Raw genomic sequence first — 25,628 nt, 5'->3', positions numbered from 1 at the left:
TTCGGACTGGAAATGATACGCCTCATGCAACGGGCTGTTCCGCGTGCGGATCGAGCGTCGCCGCGAGGATCATCTGATGCCGGTTGGAAGGGACATGAAAGTCGTGCGCGCGCGGACGGAACACCTCGTCGCCGCGGCTGATCGCGCGGCCCGTCAGCGCGCATACGGCTGCGTCGCGCGCGAGTCCGCTGCGCCAGATCTGCGCGTTGTATCGCCCCGAGCAGGGATCGCTCCACGAGACGCTGATCGTGCACGACGACAGCCGTTCTTCGACCACGATATGTGCGGGCCGCGACGGCGCGTCGCTTGCCTCTTCAACGACAGGCGACGGTAAGCTGACGCGCAGCTTCTTCAGCGCGGCATAACGGTTGACCGCGCACGCATCGCGCTGTGCTGCGGAAGGGTCCAGCACATTCAGCAGTGTGCGAACCACGATATTGTCTTCGGATAGCGCGCTCATCGGCTTGTCTCCCGTCACTGTCGCGGGCCATAGCGTGAAAACGTCTTCGTTCTGACGGCGGCGGCCCTGCGGGTTGCATTCCCGCGGGGCCGTTCGCCGCCGTGTATTACGCCGCGATCAACCGCCGCCTTGCTGGCGCAGCGTCAGCTTGCTGACGACGGCCGTCACGCCGTGCACCTGCTTTGCCGTTTCGACGGCGAGGTGGTCCTGGTCTTCGCTCACGATCTGGCCGGCCAAGGTCACCTGACCCGTCTTCGCGTTGCCGAATACGGTGATCGACGAATCTTCCAGGCCCTTCGTCTTCAACAGCGTCTTTTGAACGGTCTTCGAGAACGCGCGATTCGCGACGCGAACCGACTTCTTCGACGTGGCGGCGGGAGCGGCCGTCGTTGCGGCTGCATCCGTTGCCGATGCTGCTGCGTCCGCAGCGAAGGTCGGCGCGCAAGAGAAAGCGATCACGGCGGCGAGGCCGCTGCCCATCACGAATTGGCGGAGGTTCATTGTCTTGTCCTTGTCGTTGTAGAAACTGGTTTGCAGGCCATCGACGCGCTAACGCCGATGCCTGCCAGGGATTAGAAGCGCCGAATGTGTCGTCTGTTTTTCCTCGACGTATCCAAATGTATCGGCATTACAGTTGCATTGCATTCGCTCACGCGTCACGCTTTCAACAGCACGGCCCGAGCGTCATCCATATCCGAGCGCGCGGCCAATCCACGTCTCCAGTTCCACGGCTTCGATCGGCTTTTCGATCATGCAAAGCGCCGCGCCCGCCTGCACGCGCTCGCGGATGCGAACCGTGGCGAAGGCGGTAATGAAGATCGTGGGGATGCGCATGCCTTTGCGCTCGAGCGTCTCGACTAGCTCGATGCCGTCCATATCGGGCATCTGCACGTCGCAGACGAGGCAACGCGTGCGTTCGAGCACGCCGGAAGCAAGCAGCTCCGCGCCGGATGAAAAGACCCGCGCTTCCCATCCAAACGAACGCACCAGACTGCTGGTCGCGGCGCGTACGAGGGAATCGTCGTCGACGATGGAGACTAGCTCGTTGTTGTGCTGGAACAAGGACACTCTCGCTGATGGCCCGGCAAGCGAATGAGCGGATCGCAATCTTGCCCGGCAGCTTCAGGATAGAGCGCGCCTCAACGGGCCGCCATCATATGATCGTATATGGCCCTACTTGCCGTGCGTTGGCCGGCGGCGTGCGGCTATTGCGGCTATTGCGGCGCTCGCGCGATTCCCAGCGCTTCCATTTTGCGCATCAGTTCCGCGACGGAACGTGAGTTCATCTTGCGCATGGCCTGGCCGCGGTGGATCTTCGCGGTGATCTCCGCGATTCCCATGTTCGCGGCAATCTGCTTGTTCAACAGACCCGTGGCGACGAGTTGCAGCACTTCGCGCTCGCGCGGCGTCAGCGAGTCCCACGCCGCGCGCATCGCGTGCAGCGAGCGATCCGACGCGAGACGGCGCGCGTCGCGCTCCAGTGCGGCAATCACGGCGTCGATCATGTCCTGATCGCGAAACGGCTTCGCGAGAAAATCCATCGCACCTGCCTTCATCGCTTTCACCGACATCGCAATGTCGCCGTAGCCCGTCATGAAGATGATGGGCATATGCAGGCGACCATCGTCGATCAGCGTTTGCTGCAACGCGAGTCCGCTTTGACCGCGCAGCCGCACGTCGAGCACGAGACACGAAGGAATGGCCGGCTTGTCGGCAGCCAGAAACTCTTCCGTCGACGCGAACGCGCGCACATCGATATCGATCGAGCGCAACAGGCCCGAGAGCGCGCCACGCACGAGCTCATCGTCATCGACTACGTACACGAGGCGCGCATCGGATTCAAGGGAACCAGTCTGGAACGGCGTGGATTTGGACATCGTTGGTTTTTGCTGTTTTCGACGACGCGAACGTCCGCGCAATCAGGCGGACGGCGATGGTAACAAATGCGATTGCGATGGTCCACGACGCTCATCGGCGAACGCGCGGCAATCATACGATCGTATGCGGCGGCTCATGACACGAAGCGCGGCAACGTGAACGTCGCGCGCGTGCCTGTTACTTCGCGCGGCGACAGCGTCAACGTGCCGCCATGTGCTTCGACGATCGAGTTGCAGATGGCGAGGCCCATGCCCATGCCGTTTTCCTTCGTGGTGAACAGCGGTTCGAGCAGACGCCCGGCAATCTGCGGATCGATACCGCTGCCGCGGTCTTCCACCGATACACAAACAGGCGCCCCGTCATCCGAGGTGCAGATCAGCCTCAGCTTGCGCTCGCCCTGCGCGAGCGACGCCATCGATTCGGCGCCGTTGGTCAGCAAGTTGATCGCGACCTGCTGCAACTGGATGCGGTCGCCGCGCACCTGCACGGGACAATCAAGGCCGCGCAATTCCAATGTGATCTTCATGGCATCGAGTTGCCCGGCCACGAGCGCGGCCGCTTCCCGCAGCGCCTCGTTCAGATCGAGCGTCGTGAATTGCGGCTCTGCCCGGCGCGCCTTCGCGCGCAGTCCCTGAATGATCGCCCTCGCCCGCGTCGCGCTCAGGCTGATATGCGAGAGCATCTCGCGCGTCTCGCCGATTTCGGGCGGATTGCGGTTCAGCCAGCGCAACGCCGCGCTCGCCGACGTATCGACGGCAGCGAGCGGCTGCCCGACTTCATGCACGATCGACGCGACCAGCTCGCCCATCGCCTTCAGACGGCTCGCGCGCTCCAGCTCGCCTAGCGCATTGCGCAACTGGTCTTCGGCCTTGGCGCGCTGCCGGTTCTGCTCGAACAGCTCTTCATAGAGACGCGCGTTTTCGAGCGCGAACGCCGCTTGCGAAGCGACGACTTCGAGCAACGCCGCTTTCGCCGACGTGAACACATTCGCCGCGAGATTGTTCTCGATATAGAGCACGCCCACGAGCATCGCATAACGCATCAGCGGCACGCACAGCACCGAGCGCGGACGATGACGCCGCACGTAATCGTCCTGCGCATAGGCGGGCGAATCGCACACGTCGTCCAGCACGAGCTTTTCCTGCGTGCGCGCGACGGCATGCACGATCGACACCGGCAGCGTCGCCGACGAGAAATCGGCCGCTTCGTGCGAGACGACGATCGCGCCGCCCAGCACATGCGCGCGCGCCGCCACACGCCACACGCCACGCTGCAACAGCACGAGCGCGCCCTGCTCGGCGCCCGCGCTTTCGAGCGCCGTGCGCAACAGCGTTTCGACCAGACGCGCCGGCACGATGTTGCTGGCGAGCGCATTGGAAATCCGCAGCACGGCCTGCACGTCGAGTTCCTGCAGACGGCTTGCACCCGGTGCGCTGCTATCGGATTCGAAATAATCCGGGTAGTCGGCCTGCAACTGACGCACCTTGCCCGTCGCGCCCCAACGCTGCCACGCGCCGCGCGCGTGATTCAGATACGCCTGCGCGGGCACCTCTTCTTCGCGGGCGGCATGAAAGCGCGCCGCCAGTTCGGCGGCCAATGCTTCGACCTGCGTGAAGCCGTGACGGCGCGCGTGCGACACAGCCTTCGCATACCCTTGCCCTGCTTCGTTCGAAAGGCCGACTGCGCGCAGGTATTCGGCGCGCACCAGTTCGCGACGCGCGACGAAGTTCATCGGGCAGGCGCGAGCCCATACATCGAGCTGATCCATATGACGCTGAAGCGCCGCTTGCTGTCCGGCATCGCGCGTGGGCAACGCGAGCAGCGTCAGCGCGCCGTAGTACGGCAACTCGGCGCGTTCCGCGAACGAGCGCGCGAAGTGCGCGCAGGCTTCGGCGCGACGATGCGACTCGACGGCATCCTGAAGATCGCCGAACAGCAGCGCCCGCTGCATGCGGTACACCCAGTACGCGAGATCCACCAGCGTGACGGGCGCACCCTCGACGGGAACGGGCGGCGGCTCTTCGCCGGGGTCCGGTGCGCCATCCTGCAGCGCCGTGACGAAGGCCCACTTCGCGAGAAACGATTTGATGACGAGGCGAAAATTTGCATCGCGCACCAGCGCGAGACCTCGCGTAATCGTTGCGCGCACGTCGCCGAGGAACTCGCCAGCGAACAGCATCCCCGTGACCTGGTTGCTTGGGCAATACATCGCGAAGGTGTGATCGCCGCTTTGGACGGCGACATCGAACGCACGGCGGATGTAGTCGTGCCCGGCCCTCGCCGGCAACGCCCACGGCACGACGAAGGTGCCGAACACCATATAGACCCGCGCGCGATAACGCGCGAGACCGCGCTCGTCGACGAGATGCAGCGCAAGCTCGCCGAACGGCAACGCGGCCGTATGGTCGCCGTAACGCGCGCCGAAAATCTGCTGCATGCAGGTGTACACATTCGCGGACGCATCGGAGTGACCGTGCTCGATCCCGAGATTGACGGCGCGCAGCAGCATCAGATCGACGAGATCCTGATCCGTGTATAGCGCGGGCGGAATCAGGTCGGCGAAGATGTCGGTGATCGCGCGGCGCAACGGGTCGGCGACGATCGGCAGGCGGCGCAGCGCGTCGATGCCATGCTCGTCGAGCCAGCCGCGCAGGCGCGCGTATTCGCGATCGACGTCGCAGGCGCCCGGGCGCAACGGCACGTCGATGCCCGCTTTGCTCAGGAACGCGAGCCCCACTTGCAGCGCGAGATCGTAGCGGCCGAGCGTCGTGTACAGCGCCGCGCGCAGCCGCGCGAGGTCCGCCCCGAAGATGCCGTCGCCCGCCACCTGTTCCAGCGCCGCAAGCCGCGCCTCGGCCGGTTCGAGCGCGCCCGTCATGAACTCCGCCTCGCCGCACAGCATGCGGGCTGTCAGACCATCTTCGCTGGCGTCGTCGCCGAGAAAATCCAGCGCGGCGCGAAACAGACCCAGGGCTGAATGGTGCGCGGTCGCTGCCTTCGCTTGCCGGCCGGCATCGAGGTTGAGACGCGCGAACGCGAGCCGTTCGTCAGCATCGATGACGACGGGCCGCGCGAGATTGACCTGCACGGCCATCGCGAACACGTCAGCCTGTGCGCCGCGATGCGCGATCATGCGCCGCGCGATCTTCAGATGCAGCAGCGCGCGGTCGGCTTCCGGGATCGACGCATACGCCGCCTCGCGGATGCGGTCATGCCAGAACACCCAGTCGTCGCCATCGCGATAGACGCTGCCCGCTTCGAGCGCGGCTTGCAGACCCTGGACCGCATCGCAGGTGGGCAGCGCCGAGGCGATGGCCAGCATGTCGCCCGATGCGCGGTCGCCGAGGCAAGCCAGCGTGCGCAGCACGCACTGTGCGGGCACGGGCAACTGTTCGAGCTTGTGCGTCAGCAGTTCGATGACGTTGTCCGCGCCGCGATGGCTTACGATGCGTTCGAGATGCCAGCCCCACGCGCCCGTTTCGAGGTCGTATTCGAGCGCGCCTTCGTCGGCAAGTACCCGCAGCAGATGGCGAACGAAGAACGGGTTGCGCCCGGTCTTGCGACCGATCTCGTCGGCCAGTGGCGCGAGCGCGTGCATGTCCCGATGTAGCGCCAGCGCGATCAGTTCGCGCAGCGCGTGGTCGTTCAACGGCCCCAGCTCGATGCGCAGCGTGTCGCGCGACTGGGCAAGCGGACCGACCCGCAACGGATGGTCCGCGCCGACCTCGTTGCCCCGGTATGCGCCGATGAACAGCAGCGCCGCGTCCGCCTGCCTGAACAGGCGCTCGAGCACATGCAGCGTGCCGACATCGGCCCATTGCAGGTCGTCGAGCAGGAGCACGAGCGGACGCGAGGCCGTCGCGAAGCACGCGATCAGACGCGCCATGCCTTGCAACACGCGCTCGCGTTCGAGCGAAGGCTGCGGGTCCGGCGCCTCGCCGATGCCCGGCTGCGAACCGAGCACGGCCGTGAGGGTCGGCAACAGGCCTGCGAGCGTGCGGCCTGCCGGACCTGCCGCCTCGCGAATGCGGTTGCGCCATTGCGCGAATTCGTCGTCGGCACAGCCCAACACGTATTGCAGCAATGGCTCCAGTGCCTGCACGAGGATCGCATAGGGTGTCGCGCGGCGGCCTTCCTCGCTCTTGCCCGCGGCAAGCAGCGGCGCGTCCGTACGGCGGATGCGCGCGACAGCTTCCTGCAGCAAGGTCGACTTGCCGATGCCGGACGCGCCGGCTATCCACGCGACGCGCGCCTTGCCGCCGTCAGCGACGACACGGTAAGCCGTGGTCAATGCTTCGAGTTCGGCTTCGCGTCCGAACACACCGTCCGCGCGCTGCAGCGATTGCAGCGCGGCGTGCGTGTCGAGTGCAAATGGTGGGATATGCCCGACCCGGTCGTACAGATCCTCGCAGCGGCGCAGGTCGGCGAGCAGGCTTGCGGCATTGGCGTAACGCTGCCCGGGCGCCTTCTCCAGCAGCTTCATCACCAGTTGCGAGAGTTGCGGCGGTACGTGCGGGGCGAGTTCGACGGGAAGACGCGGGCGATGCGTCGCGTGCGCGTGGACACGCGAGGCGGCATCGGTTGCGCCGTCGAACGGCACGACACCCGTCAGCAGTTCATAGAGGATGCAGCCTAGCGAATAGAGATCGGCCCGTTCGTCGACCCGCACGTTCATGCGCGCGCCAAGCTCGGGCGCCATATAGCTGAAGCTCGCTTCGCACCATTCGAAGTCGGCGTCGGGCACGCTCGTCATGTCGTTCACCGCACACGACGCAAAGCCGAAGCCCACCAGGCGAGCCCGGCCTGCTTCGTCGATAAGGAAGCTGCGCGGCATCAGCGCGCGATGGATCAGGCCGGCCGCATGCATCGCGTCCAACGCCGTGGCAAGACTCACGGCCAGCGCAAAGAATGCCTTCAACCCTGCCGGACCTTGCGTGCCCGCAGGCAACAACTCGCCGCCCGGGTCGGCGAGGATCAGCAGTGCGCCATTGCCATGCGCCTGCAACGCCAGCGGCATCGCGCACCATGCTTCGTGCAACCGGTCCCGCAGCGCGTACTCGCGTTGCAGCGCGGCCAGTTCGGCGGGCGTCGCATTGGCACGGCCGACGACGAGAACGGGCGCCGCGTCGTCGGCGACGGCCCGTTGCAGTCTAAGCGCTCCCGCGCTGAGTTCAATAAAGGTTCGGGTGAAAAGATCGATCATGCGATGACGTTGCAGACACGGCGGCAGGCGTAACAGGCTCGCTACTGTACCGTGCCTGTCACCCCGCAACGCCCGTATGTGATGCCGGGCTCATATTGTGGCGCCGGCCATCGCGCGTCGATCTCCCCGATCTCAACGCAATGGTCTGAACCCGGCCCGCACTTCCTGGGCGAACAGCAGCGGCTCTTCCCATGCCGCGAAATGGCCGCCCTTGTCGACCTCGTTGAAATAGATCAGGTTGTGATAACACCGCTCGGCCCAGCTGCGCGGCGCCTGATAGATCTCGCCCGGGAAGACCGTGATCGCGGTGGGCAGCGAGATATCGACGGCATTGAAGTTGTTCGAGTGGTCTTCCCAATAGATCTGCGCCGACGATGTCGCGCTGTCGGTCAGCCAGTACAGCGAGATGTCGTCGAGTATCTCGTCGCGCGTCAACGAGCGCTCGGGCACGCCGCCGCTATAGGTCCACTGCGATATCTTGTCGTACATCCACGCGGCCTGGCCGGAGGGCGAATCGGCCAGCGCATAGCCGACCGTTTGCGGGCGCGTGACCATCATCGCCGAATAACCGCAGTTGTCGCGATAGAAGACGGCGAGCTTCTCGTAGGCGTTCTTCTCTTTGGGCGACAGGCCGGCCGGCGCGGGATCGCCCAGTGCCAGCGAGCGTGCGATGTCGGCGGGGACCGTCGCAGGCATGTTCACATGAATGCCGATCAAGCCCTTGACGTGCTGCATCGCCATGCGGTGCGAGACCACAGAGCCGCAATCGCCGCCTTGCGACACGAAGCGCGTATAACCGAGCCGTTCCATCAGCGTGCCCCATGCGCGCGCGATATGGTCCGAGCCCCAGCCCGGCGTGGTCGGCTTGCCCGAAAAGCCGAAGCCAGGCAAGGACGGCACGACCACATGGAACGCATCGTCGGCGCTGGCGCCGTAGGCGGTCGGGTCGGTGAGCGGACCGATCGCCTTGATCAGCTCGAAGATCGAACCCGGCCAGCCATGCGTCATGATCATCGGCATCGCGTTCTTGTGACGCGAGCGGACATGGATGAACTGGATATCCAGTCCGTCGATCTCCGTCACGAACATCGGCAAGGCATTCAGCTTGGCTTCGCCCTTTCGCCAGTCGTATTCGCTGCCCCAGTATTGAACGAGCTGCTGCATGCGCGCGAGCCGAACGCCCTGAGATTCGTCGGCGACCGTTTCCTTACCTGGCCAGCGCGTTCTGGCCAGGCGCTGGCGTAAATCGGCGAGGTCGCTATCGGGTATATGGGCTTTGAATGGGCGGATATTCTCCGCGTTACTCGCGGCATAAATCGCTTCCGGAAATAACGCCATTGCGCCCGCTGCCGCCGTGGCGGCCAGCACATTACGCCGCATCGGCGAGAACGGAGTTGAAGACATGCTGTGTCATCCTGTTTCCAAAGAATGGGCATCGCGTGCATGACGCCATGCACGGCAATGTGAGCGAACTGGCAGAGCAATGCTTGACCGCTTGCGAGGCGCATGGCCCGCAGCGTCCCACTCATTAGAAACCGCGAATGTATCTCGCGTTTGTCCGCGATGTACCGGTTCGTAACAGGCCGGCGTTAAATCACCAGGAATAACTTAACGTTGCACGCGGGAATAAAGGAAGGATTCGATATAGGCGAGCGTGCATATCATACGTTCGTTTGGATTGACCCTCGACCCCATAGCCGCGATTATTCCAGCGCAATAGCCAATAAAGGAATCCGATGAGTCAGCATCGACACGACAGCGACGATCCGCAGGCAGGCAATCGCCCTTCCCCTATGGAGCCGCAATCGGATTCGAATGCGGCTCCGAAGGCCGCGCCTGCCGACGACCGTTACCCGCGCTTCAGCCACGCCGACATCGAAAAGATGATGCGCTTCGGCATGATTGAGCATTGGCGCGCGGGCGACGTGATGTTCCGCATCGGTCAGCCGGGACTCGGCATGCGCGTGCTGCTGAGCGGACGCGCCAGGCTCTCGCGGCGCGATGGACTCGGCCGGTCGCAGACCATCGTCGAACTGGGCGCAGGCCAGTTCCTCGGCGAAGTGGCACAGCTCACGGGCAAGCCCGCGCTCGCGGATGGCCTCGCACTCGACGACGTTCAGGCGCTGATGATCGCGCCGCAGCAGATCCGCGAAATGCTGGTCGCGCAGGCGCACATCGGCGAACGGATTATGCGCTCGCTCGTGCTGCGCCGTTTCGGTCTCGTGCGCGAAGGCGCCGGTCCGGTGCTGATCGGACGTTCCGGCGACCTGAAGTTGCTCGCGCTCGAAGGGCTGCTGCATCGGCTCGATCATCCGTACTCCGTCGCGGACCCCGCGACGGATGCCGACATCCGCGATCTGCTCGAAGAATGGGGCGTCTGGCATGACGACGTGCCCGTCGTGATGCTCGCGGACGGCACGCTGCTTCGCGATCCCGACGAACGGCAGCTGGCCGCGCGCCTCGGGCTGTTGCCCGAACTCGATTCGACGCGCACCTATGACGTCGCCGTAGTCGGCGCAGGGCCAGCCGGCCTCGCTGCTGCCGTCTATGCGGCATCCGAGGGACTGTCGGTCATCGTCTTCGATAGCCACGGACCAGGCGGACAGGCGGGCGCCAGCGCGCGGATCGAGAACTACCTGGGCTTTTCGACGGGCGTGTCGGGCCGCGAGCTGGCGGCGAACGCGTTCGCGCAAGCCGTGAAGTTCGGCGCGGAAGTCGTGATTCCCACGCGCATCGACCGGCTTGATTGTGCGCAGGCGCCGCTACAGCTCGAACTGCAAGGCGGCCAGCGCATCTCGTCGCGCACGGTCGTGATCGCGACGGGCGCGGCGTACCGGAAGCCGGTCATCGAAGGCCTCGACGACGTGAAAGGCCGTGGCGTCTACTACTGGGCTTCGTCGATCGAAGGACGTCTGTGCCGGGGCGCGGAAGTGGTGCTCGTCGGCGGCGGCAACTCGGCGGGACAGGCCGCCGTGTTCCTGTCGACACACGCGAGCCGTGTCCACCTGTTGATTCGCGGCGACAGTCTCGAGACCAGCATGTCGCGTTATCTGATCGATCGTCTTGCTTCGCTGGGCAACGTGGTGCTGCATACCCGGACCGTCGTGGCGTCCGTCAGAAGCGACGAATGGGGCCTCGAAGCCGTCACGTGCAGCACGCCCGAAGGCGAACTCGTGTTCGATACGCGCCACCTGTTCCTGTTCACGGGCGCGAACCCCAACACGCAATGGCTGCGCGACTGCAGTGTCGAGATCGATGATCGGGGCTTCGTCAAGACCGGCCTCGCGGCGGGCGTGCGCGCCGACACGGCATGCTTCGCGTTGCAGACCAACGTGCCCGGCGTGTTTGCGATCGGTGATGTGCGCAATGCATCGGCAAAGCGCGTCGCGGCGGCAGTGGGCGACGGTGCCGCTGTCGTAGCGGAGATTCATCAGTTTCTGAGCGCCGCGTTGCCCGTCGCGTGAGCGCGCCGTTCGCGCGTTGCGAACGAGCCAGGGGAGAAACCCGGCGTAACCTATACGAACGTATGCGGTTGCCCATCCATATGAATCAGCTGGCTAGATGCAGATTGTATGGAACACATGCAAGCCGCAGATTACTCTTTGCACATCGATGCTTTGAAGCGGCGATCGGTCATCTTGCCCTGCATGAACGGAGCGAGCCGCCCGAACGACTCTGACAAAAAACTGTACGAATAAAAGGAGAACGCATATGCAAGACACGGTGAATCTGCGCCGCCGTCGCCTGATCGGGACGACTGCGGCAGGCATCGGGCTGCTGGAACTGGGCCTCGGCAACCTCGCGCACGCGCAGGGCACGAAGAGCGCGCATGCCGCAAAGAAAGCCGCACGCCATACGTCGTTCGATGCGATCGAGCAGATCGACGCGGGCACGCTGAACGTCGGCTACGTCGACATGGGCCCGAAGGACGGGCAGCCCGTCATCCTGTTGCACGGCTGGCCGTATGACATCTACGCGTTCGTCGATGTCGCGCCGATTCTCGCGGCGGCGGGTTATCGGGTGATCGTGCCGTTTCTGCGCGGCTACGGCTCGACGCGCTTTCTGGCCAACGAAACGCCGCGCAACGGCCAGCAGGCCGTGGTCGCCGTCGACATCATCGCGCTGATGGATGCATTGAAGATCGATCAGGCCATCTTCGGCGCATTCGACTGGGGCGCGCGCACCGCGTGCATCATCGCTGCGTTGTGGCCGCAGCGCTGCAAGGGGCTGGTGTCGGTGAGCGGCTATCTGATCGGCAGCCAGGAGGCGAACCGCAAGCCGCTGCCGCCCAAGGCGGAATTCGCGTGGTGGTATCAGTTCTATTTCGCCACCGAGCGCGGCGAACTGGGCTATGCGGCCAACCGCAACGACTTCAACCGGCTGATCTGGCAACTCGCATCGCCCAAATGGCATTTCGACGATGCAACGTATCAGCGCACGGCGGCATCGTTCAACAACCCCGATCACGTGGCCGTGGTGATTCACAACTACCGCTGGCGTCTGGGACTCGTGCAAGGCGAGCCGCAATACGACGAGATCGAGCAGCGTCTCGCGGCGCTGCCCACCATCGGTGTGCCGACCATCACGATGGAAGGCGACGCGAACGGCGCGCCGCATCCCGATCCGTCCGCGTACGCGAAGATGTTCACGGGCAAGTACCAGCACCGCAATGTGAGCGGCGGCATCGGTCACAACCTGCCGCAGGAAGCGCCCCAGGCATTCGCCGAAGCCGTCTTGCAGGTCACCCGGCTTTGATCCCGGATGCGTTCAACCATCACACGCCAATCGTCGCGCCTGACCTGACATCATGGACAAACCCGACCACGTTCTGATCGTCGACGAGGACCGCGGTATGCGCGAGTTCGTCGCCAGCTATCTGGAGAAAAACGGCATGCGCGTATCGCTCGCGTCCAGCGGGCGCGACATGCACGCCGTGCTCGAGCGGCATACGCCCGATGTGATCCTGCTCGATGTGATGCTGCCGGGCGAAGACGGCCTCGCGCTATGCCGCTGGCTGCGCGCGGGGCGTTATCGCGCGGTGCCCGTGATGATGCTGACCGAGCATTGCGACGAGATGGACCGGATCATCGGTCTGGAGATGGGCGCGGACGACTATCTGGCCAAGCCATGCGCGGTGCGCGAGTTACTTGCGCGCATCCGCGCGGTGCTGCGGCGCACGCGCATGCTGCCGCCCGGCATGCTGGTCGAGGAATCGACGGAGATGTTGAGCTTCGGCGACTGGCGGCTCGATACCACCGCGCGTCACCTGCTCGACACCGAGGATGCCGTGGTCGCGTTGAGCGGCGCGGAATACCGGCTGCTGCGCGCGTTTCTCGATCACCCGCAACGCGTGCTGACGCGCGACCAGCTGCTCAATCTGACGCAGCGGCGCAACGCCGAGCCGTTCGATCGTTCGATCGACCTGCTGGTCAGCCGTCTGCGGCAACGGCTCGGCGACGTCGCCCGCGTGCCGCGCTACATCAAGACGCTGCGCAACGAGGGCTATGTGTTTTCGTCGACGGTGAAGGCTGTCGAGGAAGCGCGCGCGAGGCAGCAGGCGTGATGCGTGGCGCGCCCCTGGCGTTTTTATGACGTCGTTTTAGCCCCGCCTGTCTGCGCTCGTATCACCACGTTTGTATCGCCATGTATCCGGCCCGTCTGGCCGATACATCGCGATACGCAACCCCTCCCTCCTGAAATCCGCCGGATACATGTGCGGGCTCTAATCCGTCACAAGGGCACGCGCGAGAACGACATGCGCAGCGTGCAAACCGGTTGAATCAACCGTTTCCGGATCAGGAGGTCGGTTCCATGTTACTCATCGTCATTGCGTTTCTGGGCGGGGTGCTCACCATATTGAGCCCATGTATCCTGCCCGTCGTGCCATTCGTCTTCGCCCGTTCCGACAAGCCGTTCGTGACGGGCCGGCTGCCGCTGCTGCTCGGCCTGGCTATCACGTTCGCGCTCGTCACGGGCGTCGGCATTGCCGGCTTGAGCGGCGCCGCGCAGCTGAACCACTACGGGCGCTGGGTGTCGCTCGCGCTGTTCGGCGTGTTCGGCGCGTCGCTGCTGTTCCCGGCACTCGCGGCGCGTCTGTCGCGCCCGTTCTTCGGGATCGGCAACCGCGTCGCCGCGCTGTCGCAAATGCGCGGCACACGGTTCCAGATCGGCTCTGCGCTGCTGCTCGGCGTGGCGACGGGACTCTTGTGGGCGCCTTGCGCGGGCCCGATTCTCGGCCTGATTCTCACGGGCGCCGCGTTGCATGGCGCGACCTGGGCGACGGCGGCGGCACTGACCGCGTATGCGCTCGGCGCGGCCAGCTCGCTCGCCGTTGTGTCGGGGCTCGGCAAGCAGGCGCTCGACGGACTCAAGCGATCGCTCGGTCTTGGCGAGCGCGTCCGCCGCGCGATGGGCGCGCTGGTGCTGCTCAGCGTCACGGCCATCGGCTTCGGCTTCGATACGCGCGCCCTCGCGCATGTGCCGTCGACGTCGACGACGGGTGTCGAAAGCCGGCTGGTCGGTCTGCTTTCTGCGAACAGCAGCCAGAAGCCGCACATCCAGCGCATCAGCGCAAAGGTGCCGTCCGCGCTGCCCGTCGAAGGCCGTCTGCCTTCGCTCGATGGCGCCGAGAGCTGGCTCAATTCGCCGCCGCTCACCAGCGATGCATTGCGCGGCAAGGTCGCCGTCGTCAACTTCTGGACGTATTCGTGTATCAACTGCCTGCGCACGCTGCCGTATCTGAAGACGTGGTCGGACCGCTATCGTAACGACGGTCTCGTAGTGGTCGGCGTGCATACGCCGGAGTTCGCCTTCGAGCACGATCCGTCGAACGTGAAGCGCGCCGTCGCCGATCTCGGCGTGCACTACCCCGTCGCGATCGATAACGGCTACAAGATCTGGCAGGCGTTCGGCAACCAGTACTGGCCTGCGTTCTATATCGTCGATGCACAAGGCCGCATCCGGTATCACCATTTCGGCGAAGGCGGCTATGCCGAAGCCGAGAAGGTCATCCAGCAGTTGCTGGCGGAGTCGGGGCACACGATGCAAGCGCGCGATCTGCCGCCCATTCAGGGCGCCGGCGCACAGGCGGCCGCAGATAACCGGGATGTCGAATCGGGCGAGACCTATGTGGGTTATCAGCAGGCGCGCGGCTTCGCATCGCCGGAAGACCTCCGGCCCGACGACGTCGCTGCGTACTCCGTGCCGTCGCAGTTGCAACTCAATAGCTGGGCATTCGGCGGGAAGTGGATCGTGGGCGGCGAAGCGGCCGTGCTCGCTGACGCGCATGGGCGCATCGCCTACCGCTTCCACGCACGCGACCTGCATCTCGTGCTCGGCCCCGGCGCGAATGGCAAGCCCGTACGCTTTCGCGTCACGATCGACGGCGCGGCTCCCGGCGACTCCCATGGCGCCGACGTCGCCGCCGACGGCAGTGGTGTCGTGACGAGCGCGCGCCTGTATCAGCTGGTGCGCCAGCACGACGCCGTGCGCGACCGTACCTTCACGATCGAGTTTCTCGATCCGGGTGTGCAGGCCTTCTCGTTCACGTTCGGCTGAACCTGGCCGCAACGCTTCGTGAAACGCCACTGCGCTTTCGCGGCGCAGTGGCGTTTGTCATTGGCAAGCCGCTGCCCGAGATTTGTACCGCAATGTGTATATCCGCGATAGAGAAATACTGGCTTACATTCCGGCGCGTTCTTGAAACAAGCCAGATACGTGAGCGGGTTCAAATAACGACACGCAAGGTTGATTCATGACAGTGCGACTGACCGGGCGCGAAGGCATCGCAAGTGCAATACGCAAAGCGCGATGACCGCCCGGAATGACATCAACGCAGACCCGCTTCACTACTGGAGAATACTCATGAAACTCGTTCAATCCCTCATCGTTGCAGCCTTGATCGCCGCTCCCGCTGTGTCGTTCGCGCAGTCGAGCCAGCCCGTGACCCGCGCCCAGGTGCGCGCCGAATTGGTCCAGTTGCAACAGGCCGGCTACAACCCGGCGAGCGACAACACGCAATACCCGAAGAACATCGAAGCCGCGCTGTCGCGCATCCAGGCTGAAAAGGGTGCTGCATACGGCGGCGTCGCAGCAGGTCAATCGAACTCGGGCGCGCATCGTGACACCGCGCAAACGCCCGCTCCGCAACAAGATGTGCTGGGTCTCGAACCGATCTACGCGCATTCGTAATCGCCACGGCTCCGTTGCCGATGCATGCATGCTCGCAACGGAGCGCCCGACTGACGCAGCAGAAAAACATCCATCGATAACGCGGTACTCAGGGGCAACACAATGACAAGAAGCTTCAGGACCATCCTCGCGTTCGCCACGATGCTGTGCGGACTTTTCGCATTGCAGACGGCGCAGGCGGCCACGCAAGCCGATCTCAAAGGCACCAGTGTCGTTCTCGTTCACGGCGCATTCGCCGACGGATCGAGCTGGAACCGCGTGATCCCGCTGCTCGAAGCACATGGACTGCATGTCGTCGCCGTGCAGAATCCATTGAGTTCGCTCGCCGACGATGTCGCGGCCACGAAACGCGTCATCGATCAGCAGACAGGACCTGTCGTGCTGGTCGGTCATTCGTGGGGCGGCGTGGTCGTCAGCCAGGCGGGCAACGACGACAAGGTCAAGTCGCTCGTCTACGTCGCGGCCTTCGCGCCCGACGCCAACCAGTCGATCGCCGACATCACGCAGGGCATGAAGCCGCCCGCCTGGGCGAACGAACTGCGGAAGGATGCGGCCGGCTATCTGACGCTGTCGGACAAAGCGGTGCGCGACGACTTCGCGCTCGATCTGCCCGCAGGCCAGCAGCGCATCGTCGCCGCGACGCAAGGGCCATGGTTTTCCGGCTGCCTGAACGACAAGGTGACGCAGGCCGCCTGGCACGAGAAGCCGTCGTACTTCGTGATTCCCGGCCGCGACAAGATGATCGATCCGCAGTTGCAGGCGAAGATGGCGACGCAGATCCATGCGCAGGTGACGCGTGTCGACGCGAGCCACGTCGCGATGCTGAGCCAGCCCGAAGCAGTCGCCAACGCGATCATCGCGGCGGCTCGCAACGCGCGCTGATGCGGGGACGCACGACATGAAGACCATCGTGATGGACGGTCCGGGAGGGCCGGAGAAGCTTCGGCTGGCCGAATGCGGCGATCCTGTTGCCGGTCAGGGCCTTGTCGTCGTCGCCGTGGATGCGGCAGGCGTCAACTTTATGGACGTCGGCGTGCGGCGCGGCGGCATCTGGTCGACGATGGCGAATCCGAAACCGCTGGGCGTCGAAGGCGCGGGGCGCGTGCTGAGCGTCGGCGACGACGTCGAGGATATCCGGCCGGGACAGCGTGTCGCGTGGGTCTATGCGCCCGGCAGCTATGCGCAGCGTGTTGCGATACCGGCCGCCTCGCTCGTCCCGATTCCGGATGCGATCGACCACACCACCGCCGCAGCCGTGATGATGCAGGGCCTCACGGCCAGTCACTTCGCGACTGACTTCTACCCCGTGCGTCAGGGCGACATCGCGCTGGTGCATGCGGCAGCGGGCGGCCTCGGGCTGTTGCTGACGCAGATCATCAAGCTGCGCGGCGGTATGGTGATCGGTCGCGTGTCGCATGAAGACAAGATCGAAGCTGCGAGGCAAGCGGGCGCCGATCATGTGATCGTCGACAGTGAAGGCCGGTTCGCCGACGACGTGATGCGCATCACCGACGGCGAAGGCGTGAACGTCGTCTACGACGGTTCGGGGCCGGCGACGTTTCAAGGCTCGCTCGCATCGCTGCGGCGCTCCGGCACGTTCTGCTGGTATGGGCCCGTGCTGGGCGCGGCAGGCCCGCTTCATATCATGAGCCTGCCGAAGAGCATCAAGATCGGCTACGCGACGTTCGCTGATCATATCCACACGCCCGCCCTGCTGCGCGCGCGTGCGAAGCAACTGTTCGACTGGATCATCGCGGGCGTGCTCGACGTGCGGATCGGCGGCGTCTATCCGCTTGCGGATGCCGCACGTGCGCATGCCGATATGGAAAGCCGCAGGACGACGGGCAAGCTGCTGCTGATTCCTTAGGCGAACTCGGGCACGCTGCCGATCGGACAACGCGACAGCTCTCCTGTCGGGGAGAACTCAAGGGAACATGGGCTTGTTAAAGGTCATCCATTAACAAGCCCACTATCCCCCGGTAGTCATTTGAAGAACTGAAATCACACGACACACAACCACGACGAAACGCTACGTGGTGCAGTCGAGTAAAGGCGCATCTGATACATGACTGGCGACACGCATGACCGTGGCCGAGAACAGATAGCCTTCATTGCGCAGCGTCTTGATGAAGCGTCCGTCGCGCACGCCGTCCTGCAGCCGTTGACGCACGCGGCTCACGAGCAGATCGATCGAACGGTCGAGCAGATCGGCGTGACGCCCTTGCGTCAGGTTCAGCAACTGGTCGCGCGTGAGCACGCGGTTCGGATGATCGAGGAATACCCGCAACAGCCGGTACTCCGCGCCGCTCAACGCGACCACCGTGCCTTCGGGATCGAGCAGACGGCGCGCCGCCGTGTCGAGCCGCCATTCGCCGAAGCGCAGCACGGTGGCCGATTCGGCGACGCGCATCCCCGGCGGCAGCATGTTGGTGCGGCGCAGGACGGCACGGATGCGCGCCAGCAGTTCGCGGATCGCAAACGGCTTGGCCATGTAGTCGTCGGCGCCCAGTTCGAGGCCGACGATGCGGTCCGCTTCATCGTGACGTGCGGACAGCATGACGATGGGTATCGCGTGAAATTCGCCTGCGCGCAATTCGCGGCACAGCGACAGGCCATCCGCATCTGGCAGTCTCACGTCGAGGACGATGAGATCGGGCGGGTCGCGGTCGAGCGCCACGCGCATGTCGCGCCCACTGGACGCGCGCGATACCCGCATGCCATTGCGTTGCAGATAGATGGCGACCGGTTCGCGGATCTCACGATCGTCATCGACGATCAACACGTGTTCGAGCTTCTTCATGACAGGTTCAACGACTGCGGCTGCAACGGCGACTGCGGCGGAATGCACTGCTTCCGGATCGCACTGACGGCGCGACGTGGCGGGATGCCCGCACGGTCGCCGCATTCGTACGCGCATGTATCCGGCCCACACCCGCCGATACAAAACACTGCCGGCGCGCCACTTCACGACATGTGACGGATACATCCCGATGCTCAAATGAGCAGCGTCGACACGCGTCACACCGGCCATCGGGTGCGGGTTAATGTGCGCGCATGGTGGCAGGAACCCATCGTTGACACAACAGCAACTGTGCTCACTCTCCGTTGCCCAACGGGCAACACTCGAGATTTCATGGGTCTGACAACGATGCGAACAATCAACCACCAGCGCCTGAGATATTTCTACGCGGTCCTGACGCAGGGATCGATTCGTGGCGCCGCCGACGACATGAACACATCGCCGTCGGTCATCACGCGGCAGATCCGGCTGCTCGAAGAGGAGCTGGGGGTCACGCTGTTCGAGCGGGGCGCGAGAGGCGCCCGGCCGACGGAACCGGCAGCGCATCTGCTGGAGTTCTGGGAGGGCTGCCAGTCGCAGCAGGAAAAACTCGAAGATCAGCTGCATGCTTTTCGCGGCCTGCGTCATGGACGGGTGCAACTGGCCGTCAGCGAAGGTTTCGTCGATACGCTGACCGAGGACGTGCTCGCGCCGTTCTGCGCGCAGTATCCCGCGCTGACGATCGAGATGAGCATGCTGGCACGCGATGGCATCGTTGAAGAGGTGGCTGAAAGCCGCGCGCATATCGGGCTGGCGTATAACCCGCCGCCGCATCCGCGGCTTCAGTGTCGCGCGAGTTCGGTGCAGCGGGCGGTGTTGCTGTTACGGCGCGGGCATCCGCTTGCGATGCGAAAGCGGGCCGCTACGATTCAGGATTTGCGGGCGTTTCCGCTGGCGCTGATGCCGCAGACGTTCGGGATCGGGCACGCGGTGAAGATGCTGGAAATCGCCGAGGGCGTGCAGATCGAGCCGGCTATGACGACCAATTCGCTGGCTGTGCTTAAACGGATGGTGGCGGTGGAGAACTTCGTCACGTTGATTGGGGAGTTTGCTGCGCGGCGCGAAGTGGCAAGCGGTGAGTTGACGACCGTGCCGGTCGATCATCCCGTTTTTCAGAGTACGCATGCGAGGTTGCTGGTGAAGACGAGTCGTATGTTGGGGCCGGGGCCGGCGGCCTTGCTTGAGTGGATTCAGCGAAGGCTGTCGGTGTTTGATGTGCAGGGGTAGGTGTTTTTTTTGTCTGCGACGCTGGGTGGTTTGCCTGCCTTTGTGCTGGCATCCGCGTTTTGTTATTGGTTCGCTAGCGTTGCCCCTGTGCGGGGCGGCACCTACTTTTCTTTGCCGCCGCAAAGAAAAGTAGGCAAAAGAAAGCGGCTAACACCGCCAGCACATGTGTTTGCCTGAGGGCCCCCACAGGTTCTTACGCTTCACACGGCAACGCACCAGTCCGCGCTCGTTGCCAACGTTCTCCCTGTACGCCTCACCTGCTTCATGCCCCCACGTCTCAGCACGCCGCGCCACATAGTCCTCAGCCGCCCAGGTGGCAAACTGTGTGTAGGCATTCGCGCCATAGGCGCATTACTCCGGACTGTGTAGCAGGATTGGTGTTTCTGGTAAGCACGCTGATCTGTACGGTGCGACAACCTGCACACCGTTTGCCACTTGGGCGGCACAAGCCATTCGCTACCGCTGACGGTTGTACGGGTGCCTGAAGTGGGTGACGCGATTGTTCGAAGCGCTGGCAACGGGCAATGAACAACGCGTTACCGTGAGAAGTGTGGGGACGTTGGGGGCCCGTGGATAAGAACAAGGATTGGCGGTGTGAGCCGCTTTCTTTTGCCTACTTTTCTTTGCGGCGGCAAAGAAAAGTAGGTGCCGCCCCGCACAGGGGCAACGCATGCGAACCAGAAGCAAAACGCGGATGCCAGCGCAAGGGCCAAAACCCCAACCCCAAACCCTACCCCAACCCCTACCCCTACCCCAACCGGCAACGCCCGCCCCGAAGGCACCAAAAACGATAGAATCATCACATTCCACGCTACAATCATTCCAAAACCCCAACAATAACAAACCATATAGGGGCTAAATGTTATTGACGCATCATTTGCCTGATGCGAAGATCACAACATATACCGCGATCCGATCGCGAAACATAAGAATTCGTCATACCGACGAAGGAGACTCCAGGATGAGTGAGCCGGTTGCGGTCGCGGCCGCTTCATCGCCCCGTGTGCCATTGATCCGCGTTGCAGGCGTCACCAAGAAATTCGGTGGCGTGCAGGCGCTGCGCGGCGTCAATCTGGAAGTCCTGCCGGGCGAAGTCCACGCCCTGCTCGGCGAAAACGGCGCTGGCAAATCCACCCTCATCAAAATACTCAGCGGCGTCCACACCTACGACGAGGGCTCAATCGAAATCGCCGGCCAGAAGGTCGCGTTCGAATCGCCAGCCAGGTCGCGCGAGGCAGGCGTCGCCGTCGTCTATCAGGACCTGAGTCTCGTCGAATCGTTGTCGGTCGGTGCCAACCTGATGCTCGGGCGCGAGCCACGCACCCGCCTCGGCTTCGTCAGACAGCGCGAACTGATGGCGCAAGTCGGCGCTTTTCTGCGCGAACACAATATCCCGCTCGATCCCCGCGTACCCGTCGATTCCCTGCCGTTCGCGTACCGGCAAATGACCGAGATCTGCAAGGCGCTGATGGGCGACGTGCGCGTGCTCATTCTCGATGAACCGACGTCTGCCCTCACAGGCGGCGAGGAACAGATTCTCTTCGACGCAATCCGCACTGTGACAGCGCGCGGCGTCGGTGTGATTTACGTCACGCACCGGCTGAACGAGGTGTTTCGCATCTCGCAGCGCGTGACCGTGTTCCGCGACGGCGCGAACGCCGGTCATTTCGCCACGGCGGACACCGACATGAAACAACTCGTCGCGGCGATCGTCGGCCCGCGTCATGCTGCGATGCAGGCCCGGCAGGAAACCTCGACGGGCGCGTCGGCGCAAACCGTCCAAAGCAAAGCAGCACAAACAGCAGAACCGAACACGCTCGATGCTCCCGTGCTGGCGCTATCGAACGTGAGCAACGCGCGTTTGCACGGCGTGAATTTCGCGGTGCGCAAGGGCGAAGTGCATGGTCTTGCAGGGCTGATCGGCAGCGGCCGCACCGAGATATTGCAGACCATCTTCGGCCTGCGGCCGATCGACGCCGGCTCGATCGAACTCGACGGCCAGCCGCTCGCCGCGCGTCGCCCCGGCGACGCGATCCAGCGCGGCATCGCGCTCGTGCCGGAAGACCGGCATCTGCAAGGACTCGTGCTCGATCATTCGATCGAACGCAATCTGACCTTGCCGCGCCTGCCGCAGTTTTCGCGCGGCGGCTGGCTGCGCGCGCAAGCCGCCGCGCAACAGGCACGCACGGCGATGAAGCAGTTGTCCGTGAAGGCGCCCGATGCGTCGACGCATGTGAAGTTTCTCTCGGGCGGCAACCAGCAGAAAGTCGTGTTCGCCAAGTGGAATCATCCGCGCCCGAAGGTGTTGCTGCTCGATGAGCCAACCGTGGGCGTCGATGTCGGCGCGCGCGAAGAAATCTATGGCGTGGTCCATGACGCGGCCAGCGCGGGCACGGGCGTCGTCGTGGTGTCGTCGGATCTGGACGAACTGCTGCGGCTGTGCGACCGCATTTCCATCGTGGTGGACGGCTCGATCGTGCGAACCGTCGAGCGCGCGCAGTTACGCACCGCCGAAGAACTGCACCATCTCATTCAACTCCCCCGGCCTACTGAAGAGCTTGCAACATGAACGAGTCCGTTTCGCCCATGCCCGCCGAGCAACAGGCCGCCCAGCGTCACGGCCGCGCCTGGCGCATTGCGCGGCGTCTGCTACAGGGCGATCGCCCGTACATGCTGTATATCGCGTTCGCGATTCTGCTGGTGGTGTTCAGCTTCGCGTCGCCGTGGTTTCTGTCGATCGACAACTTCCTCAATATCGGGCGGCAGACGGCCCTCGTGTCGATCATCGCGATCGGCATGACGTTCGTGATCATCGCGCGGCAGATCGATCTCTCCGTCGGCTCGGCGCTCGCGCTGTCGGGCATGTCGGCCGCGCTGGCGATGTCGCATATCAGCGATACCTGGATCGTCGGCGCGATTGCGGGCATCGGCACGGGCGCGATCGTCGGCGCGATCAACGGCTTCGTCACGACGCGCCTGAACATTCCGTCGTTCCTCGTCACGCTCGGCACGCTGAGCGCGGCGCGCGGCCTCGCGCTGATGGTCACCACCACGCGCCCCGAGATCATCACCAACGATCACTTCATCGCGATCTTCGGCGAAGGCGATATTGCGGGCGTCCCCGTGCCGATTCTGTGGACACTGCTTGCCGTGATCGGCGGCATCCTGCTGCTGCACTACAGCGTGTTCGGCCGGCAGATTTACGCGGCAGGCGGCAACCCGACTGCCGCGCTCTATTCGGGCATCAACATCCGGCGCGTGACGACGCTCGCGTTCGTGCTGACAGGCGTGCTGGCCGGTCTCGCCGCGCTCGTGCTGTCGGCGCGTTCGCATGCGGCGCGGCCGGACGTCGTGCAGGGCATGGAACTCGACGTGATCGCATCCGTCACGCTGGGCGGCTGCAGTCTGTTCGGCGGACGCGGCTTCATTCTCGGCACGCTGCTCGGCAGTCTGATCATCGGCACGCTGAATAACGGCCTCGTGTTGCTCGGCGTCAGTTCGTCGCTGCAACTCGTCATCAAGGGCGTCATCATCGTCGCGGCAGTCGCGTTCACCCGCAAATGAACATTCAGCGGTGACAGTCGATCGGCCTCTTGCGCATGCGGCGTTGCGCGTCGGGCCAAAAAGGGCAATTCCAAAAACGGCAGGAGACGCAGTACATCACGACCAACGGAGGAAAACATGAACGACCGTCGTGTATCAGGAGCGAGGCTGGCGAGTGTGGTGGCGGCGACTGCGCTGGCCATGTGCTGTTCGCAGGCGTTTGCGCAGGCATGCACGAGCCTGCCTGCGAAATCGATTGGACCGGCGGGCATCGTCGGGCAAGGACCGAATGGCGAGAAGGCAGCATCCGCTGATGCCGTCAAGCTGACGGATGCCGAGGCCGCGAAGGTCAAGGCCGGCAAGTTCAAGGTCGGCATCTCGATGCAGACGATGAACCTCGACTGGTCGCAACTCCAGGTCGCCGGCATCACCGATACGCTGAAGAAATACGGCGTCGAAGTGATCGGCACGGCATCGGCCGAGTATCAGGTCGACAAGCAGATCGCCGACATCGAAAACACGATCCAGCGCCATCCTGACGGCATCATTTCGATTCCCGTCGACGGCACGGCGACGGCTGCCACCTACAAGAAGGTCTCGCAGGCAGGCATCAAGCTCGTGTTCATGGACAACGTGCCGACAGGCCTCAAGCATCCCGAGCAGTACGCGGCGATGGTGTCCGCGGATAGCGAGGGCAATGGCCAGATCGCGGCGAAGGTACTTGCATCGTGCGTACCGAAAGGCGGCACGGTCGGTCTCGTGAACTTCGGCGTCGACTACTTCAGTACGACGGAGCGCACGAAGGCCGTCAACGAGTGGCTGAAGAAGAATCGCCCCGACATCAAGGTCAAGCAGGTCGCGTTCACGGACCCGTCGAAGGTCGGCCAGATTGCGGGCGACTTCCTCACCGCGAATCCCGACGTGAAGGGCGTGTTTGCCGTATGGGACCAGCCCGCGCTCGACACGCTGACGTCGATGCGCGCACAAGGCATCAATACGCCCGTGACGACGGTCGATCTCGGACTTGAATCGGCAATCGAAATCGCCAAGGGCGGTCCGCTCAAGGCAACGGGTTCGCAGCGTCCGTACGACCAGGGTGTCGCCGAAGCGATGGCGATGATGAAGGCGCTGATCGGTCAGACGCCGCCGGCATGGATCGGCGTGCAATCGCTGCCCGTCGTTCAATCCAACGTGCTCGAATCGTACAAGACGGTGTTCAAGAAAGATCCGCCGCCGCAACTGGCCGATGCGTGCAAGAAGGCAGCGCCTGCTTGTGGGTAATGAATTGCAGATGCTTTAATGCAGTTGACTGAGTTTGCCTGAGAGCGGAGCCTTTGCGGGCTTCGCTCTTTTTTACGCGCGCAATAACTGCAAATGCGGCGCACCGGCGCAACGCCCACGCTCACCCTTCTTCCCCGACTGTGCATGCTGCTCTAGCCACGGCACCAGTTCGCTAATCGGCATGGCTTTGGCGAAGTACCAGCCCTGTCCGTACTGCACGCCTTTATCCAGCAGATACTCTGCCTGCGCCGCCGATTCGATGCCTTCGGCGACGATCTCCATGCCCAGGTCGTGCGCCATCGCGATGATGCGCGGCGCCACTACGCAACTGGCGTGAGCATTCTCGACGGGACTGACGAACGCCTTGTCGAGCTTCAGGGCATCGACGTGAAAGGTCCCGAGGTAGGAAAGACACGAATAGCCCGTCCCAAAGTCGTCGATATAAACAGGATGTCCCGCCCACCTGAGCGCGGCAATGACGCTGCGCGTTGCGTCCGGATGCATGAAGCCTCGTTCCGTCGCTTCGATTCCCACTTGCGAGGCGTGCACGCCCGTCCATTTCAACGCTTGTGCGAGCACGTCGAGGAAGCGGACACTGCGTAGATCGTCGCTGCCGACATTGATCGATACGCGAAATGACCGGTCAGAACTCAGTATGCAAGCCAGATCCTCGAGGCTCTTATGGAGCACGAAATCGGTCAAGGGTGCCATGAGCCGATGCTCTTCAGCCACGCCAACAAAGATCTCCGGCGAGATATCCTGTCCGTGCAGCCGCCACCTGAGTAGCGATTCGACACCGACGCATTTGTTGTCGGCAAGCCTGACGACAGGCTGATAAAACACCTCGAGTGTCTTACGGGCGATGGCCAGTCTTAGCTGCTCGGGTAATGCGAGTTCGGAGATCATAAAGTCGTGCGATTGACAGGCAGAGTACATAGCATGCCGTCGGGGCGGTGCGCTTCCATGACGCGGACATGAGATTTACGTCATGGTCGACGCTTCGAGGT

At 63.8% G+C, this 25,628-nt stretch carries 19 protein-coding genes; 11 read left to right on the top strand and 8 right to left on the bottom strand.

What is annotated here, in order from left to right; genetic code table 11:
• Positions 1 to 22: 22 nt before the first annotated feature.
• The 6 genes from PPGU16_RS28660 to PPGU16_RS28635 all read right to left on the bottom strand — a co-directional run bounded on the left by PPGU16_RS28660 (position 23) and on the right by PPGU16_RS28635 (position 8,945).
• On the bottom strand, positions 23 to 460 hold the full coding sequence (locus PPGU16_RS28660; protein WP_180723734.1) for a DUF3331 domain-containing protein: 438 nt from the start codon (positions 458 to 460) through the stop codon (positions 23 to 25).
• A gap of 117 nt (positions 461 to 577) precedes the next feature.
• On the bottom strand, positions 578 to 961 hold the full coding sequence (locus PPGU16_RS28655; RefSeq protein WP_180723733.1) for a BON domain-containing protein: 384 nt from the start codon (positions 959 to 961) through the stop codon (positions 578 to 580).
• A gap of 183 nt (positions 962 to 1,144) precedes the next feature.
• A complete protein-coding gene (locus tag PPGU16_RS28650) occupies positions 1,145 to 1,522 on the bottom strand; it encodes a response regulator transcription factor (protein WP_180723732.1) in 378 nt (125 codons plus the stop codon).
• 152 nt (positions 1,523 to 1,674) lie between these two features.
• Entirely contained in the window at positions 1,675 to 2,337 is a 663-nt protein-coding gene (locus tag PPGU16_RS28645; protein ID WP_180723731.1) for a response regulator transcription factor, read from the bottom strand.
• A 134-nt stretch (positions 2,338 to 2,471) separates the two neighbouring features.
• Positions 2,472 to 7,541, bottom strand: a complete 5,070-nt coding sequence (locus tag PPGU16_RS28640) for a trifunctional serine/threonine-protein kinase/ATP-binding protein/sensor histidine kinase (protein ID WP_180723730.1) — start codon at positions 7,539 to 7,541, stop codon at positions 2,472 to 2,474.
• 132 nt (positions 7,542 to 7,673) lie between these two features.
• Positions 7,674 to 8,945: an epoxide hydrolase family protein gene (locus PPGU16_RS28635; RefSeq protein WP_180723729.1), complete on the bottom strand. Its 1,272-nt coding sequence runs from the start codon at positions 8,943 to 8,945 to the stop codon at positions 7,674 to 7,676.
• A gap of 332 nt (positions 8,946 to 9,277) precedes the next feature.
• Here PPGU16_RS28635 and PPGU16_RS28630 point away from each other — a divergent pair, with 332 nt between their 5' ends.
• The 7 genes from PPGU16_RS28630 to PPGU16_RS28600 all read left to right on the top strand — a co-directional run bounded on the left by PPGU16_RS28630 (position 9,278) and on the right by PPGU16_RS28600 (position 17,598).
• Positions 9,278 to 11,005 (top strand): FAD-dependent oxidoreductase, encoded by a 1,728-nt coding sequence (locus PPGU16_RS28630; RefSeq protein WP_180723728.1) that lies wholly within the window; start codon positions 9,278 to 9,280, stop codon positions 11,003 to 11,005.
• Positions 11,006 to 11,252: 247 nt separating this feature from the next.
• The gene (locus PPGU16_RS28625) at positions 11,253 to 12,296 is read left to right on the top strand and encodes an alpha/beta fold hydrolase (RefSeq protein WP_180723727.1); all 1,044 of its coding nucleotides are present in this window, start codon (positions 11,253 to 11,255) and stop codon (positions 12,294 to 12,296) included.
• Positions 12,297 to 12,348: 52 nt separating this feature from the next.
• Complete coding sequence (locus PPGU16_RS28620; protein ID WP_180723726.1) at positions 12,349 to 13,104, top strand: response regulator; 756 nt, start codon at positions 12,349 to 12,351, stop codon at positions 13,102 to 13,104.
• A gap of 248 nt (positions 13,105 to 13,352) precedes the next feature.
• Positions 13,353 to 15,098, top strand: coding sequence for a cytochrome c biogenesis protein DipZ (locus tag PPGU16_RS28615; RefSeq protein WP_180723725.1), 1,746 nt, complete (start codon positions 13,353 to 13,355; stop codon positions 15,096 to 15,098).
• A gap of 306 nt (positions 15,099 to 15,404) precedes the next feature.
• Positions 15,405 to 15,731, top strand: a complete 327-nt coding sequence (locus PPGU16_RS28610) for a DUF4148 domain-containing protein (protein WP_180723724.1) — start codon at positions 15,405 to 15,407, stop codon at positions 15,729 to 15,731.
• A gap of 102 nt (positions 15,732 to 15,833) precedes the next feature.
• Positions 15,834 to 16,613: an alpha/beta fold hydrolase gene (locus PPGU16_RS28605; protein ID WP_180723723.1), complete on the top strand. Its 780-nt coding sequence runs from the start codon at positions 15,834 to 15,836 to the stop codon at positions 16,611 to 16,613.
• Between the two features lie 16 nt (positions 16,614 to 16,629).
• On the top strand, positions 16,630 to 17,598 hold the full coding sequence (locus tag PPGU16_RS28600; protein ID WP_180723722.1) for a quinone oxidoreductase family protein: 969 nt from the start codon (positions 16,630 to 16,632) through the stop codon (positions 17,596 to 17,598).
• A 162-nt stretch (positions 17,599 to 17,760) separates the two neighbouring features.
• Here the strand turns inward: PPGU16_RS28600 and PPGU16_RS28595 are convergent, their stop codons facing one another.
• Positions 17,761 to 18,531: a response regulator gene (locus PPGU16_RS28595; RefSeq protein WP_180723721.1), complete on the bottom strand. Its 771-nt coding sequence runs from the start codon at positions 18,529 to 18,531 to the stop codon at positions 17,761 to 17,763.
• Between the two features lie 348 nt (positions 18,532 to 18,879).
• Between PPGU16_RS28595 and PPGU16_RS28590 the strand changes: the two genes are divergently transcribed.
• The 4 genes from PPGU16_RS28590 (at position 18,880) to PPGU16_RS28575 (ending at position 24,621) form a co-directional block, all read left to right on the top strand.
• Entirely contained in the window at positions 18,880 to 19,797 is a 918-nt protein-coding gene (locus PPGU16_RS28590; RefSeq protein WP_180725240.1) for a LysR family transcriptional regulator, read from the top strand.
• Between the two features lie 961 nt (positions 19,798 to 20,758).
• Positions 20,759 to 22,366, top strand: coding sequence for a sugar ABC transporter ATP-binding protein (locus PPGU16_RS28585; protein ID WP_180723720.1), 1,608 nt, complete (start codon positions 20,759 to 20,761; stop codon positions 22,364 to 22,366).
• A complete protein-coding gene (locus PPGU16_RS28580) occupies positions 22,363 to 23,361 on the top strand; it encodes an ABC transporter permease (protein ID WP_180723719.1) in 999 nt (332 codons plus the stop codon). The genes PPGU16_RS28585 and PPGU16_RS28580 overlap by 4 nt, the downstream gene beginning before the upstream one ends.
• 117 nt (positions 23,362 to 23,478) lie before the next feature.
• Positions 23,479 to 24,621: a substrate-binding domain-containing protein gene (locus tag PPGU16_RS28575; protein WP_180723718.1), complete on the top strand. Its 1,143-nt coding sequence runs from the start codon at positions 23,479 to 23,481 to the stop codon at positions 24,619 to 24,621.
• Positions 24,622 to 24,693: 72 nt separating this feature from the next.
• Here PPGU16_RS28575 and PPGU16_RS28570 read toward each other — a convergent pair whose 3' ends face one another.
• Entirely contained in the window at positions 24,694 to 25,527 is an 834-nt protein-coding gene (locus PPGU16_RS28570; protein ID WP_243460623.1) for an EAL domain-containing protein, read from the bottom strand.
• Positions 25,528 to 25,628 lie beyond the last annotated feature (101 nt).

Source organism: Paraburkholderia largidicola (assembly GCF_013426895.1).
GTDB lineage: Bacteria > Pseudomonadota > Gammaproteobacteria > Burkholderiales > Burkholderiaceae > Paraburkholderia > Paraburkholderia largidicola.
The sequence above is the reverse complement of the archived record's forward strand: the minus strand, read 5'-3'. Positions and strand labels throughout refer to the sequence as shown.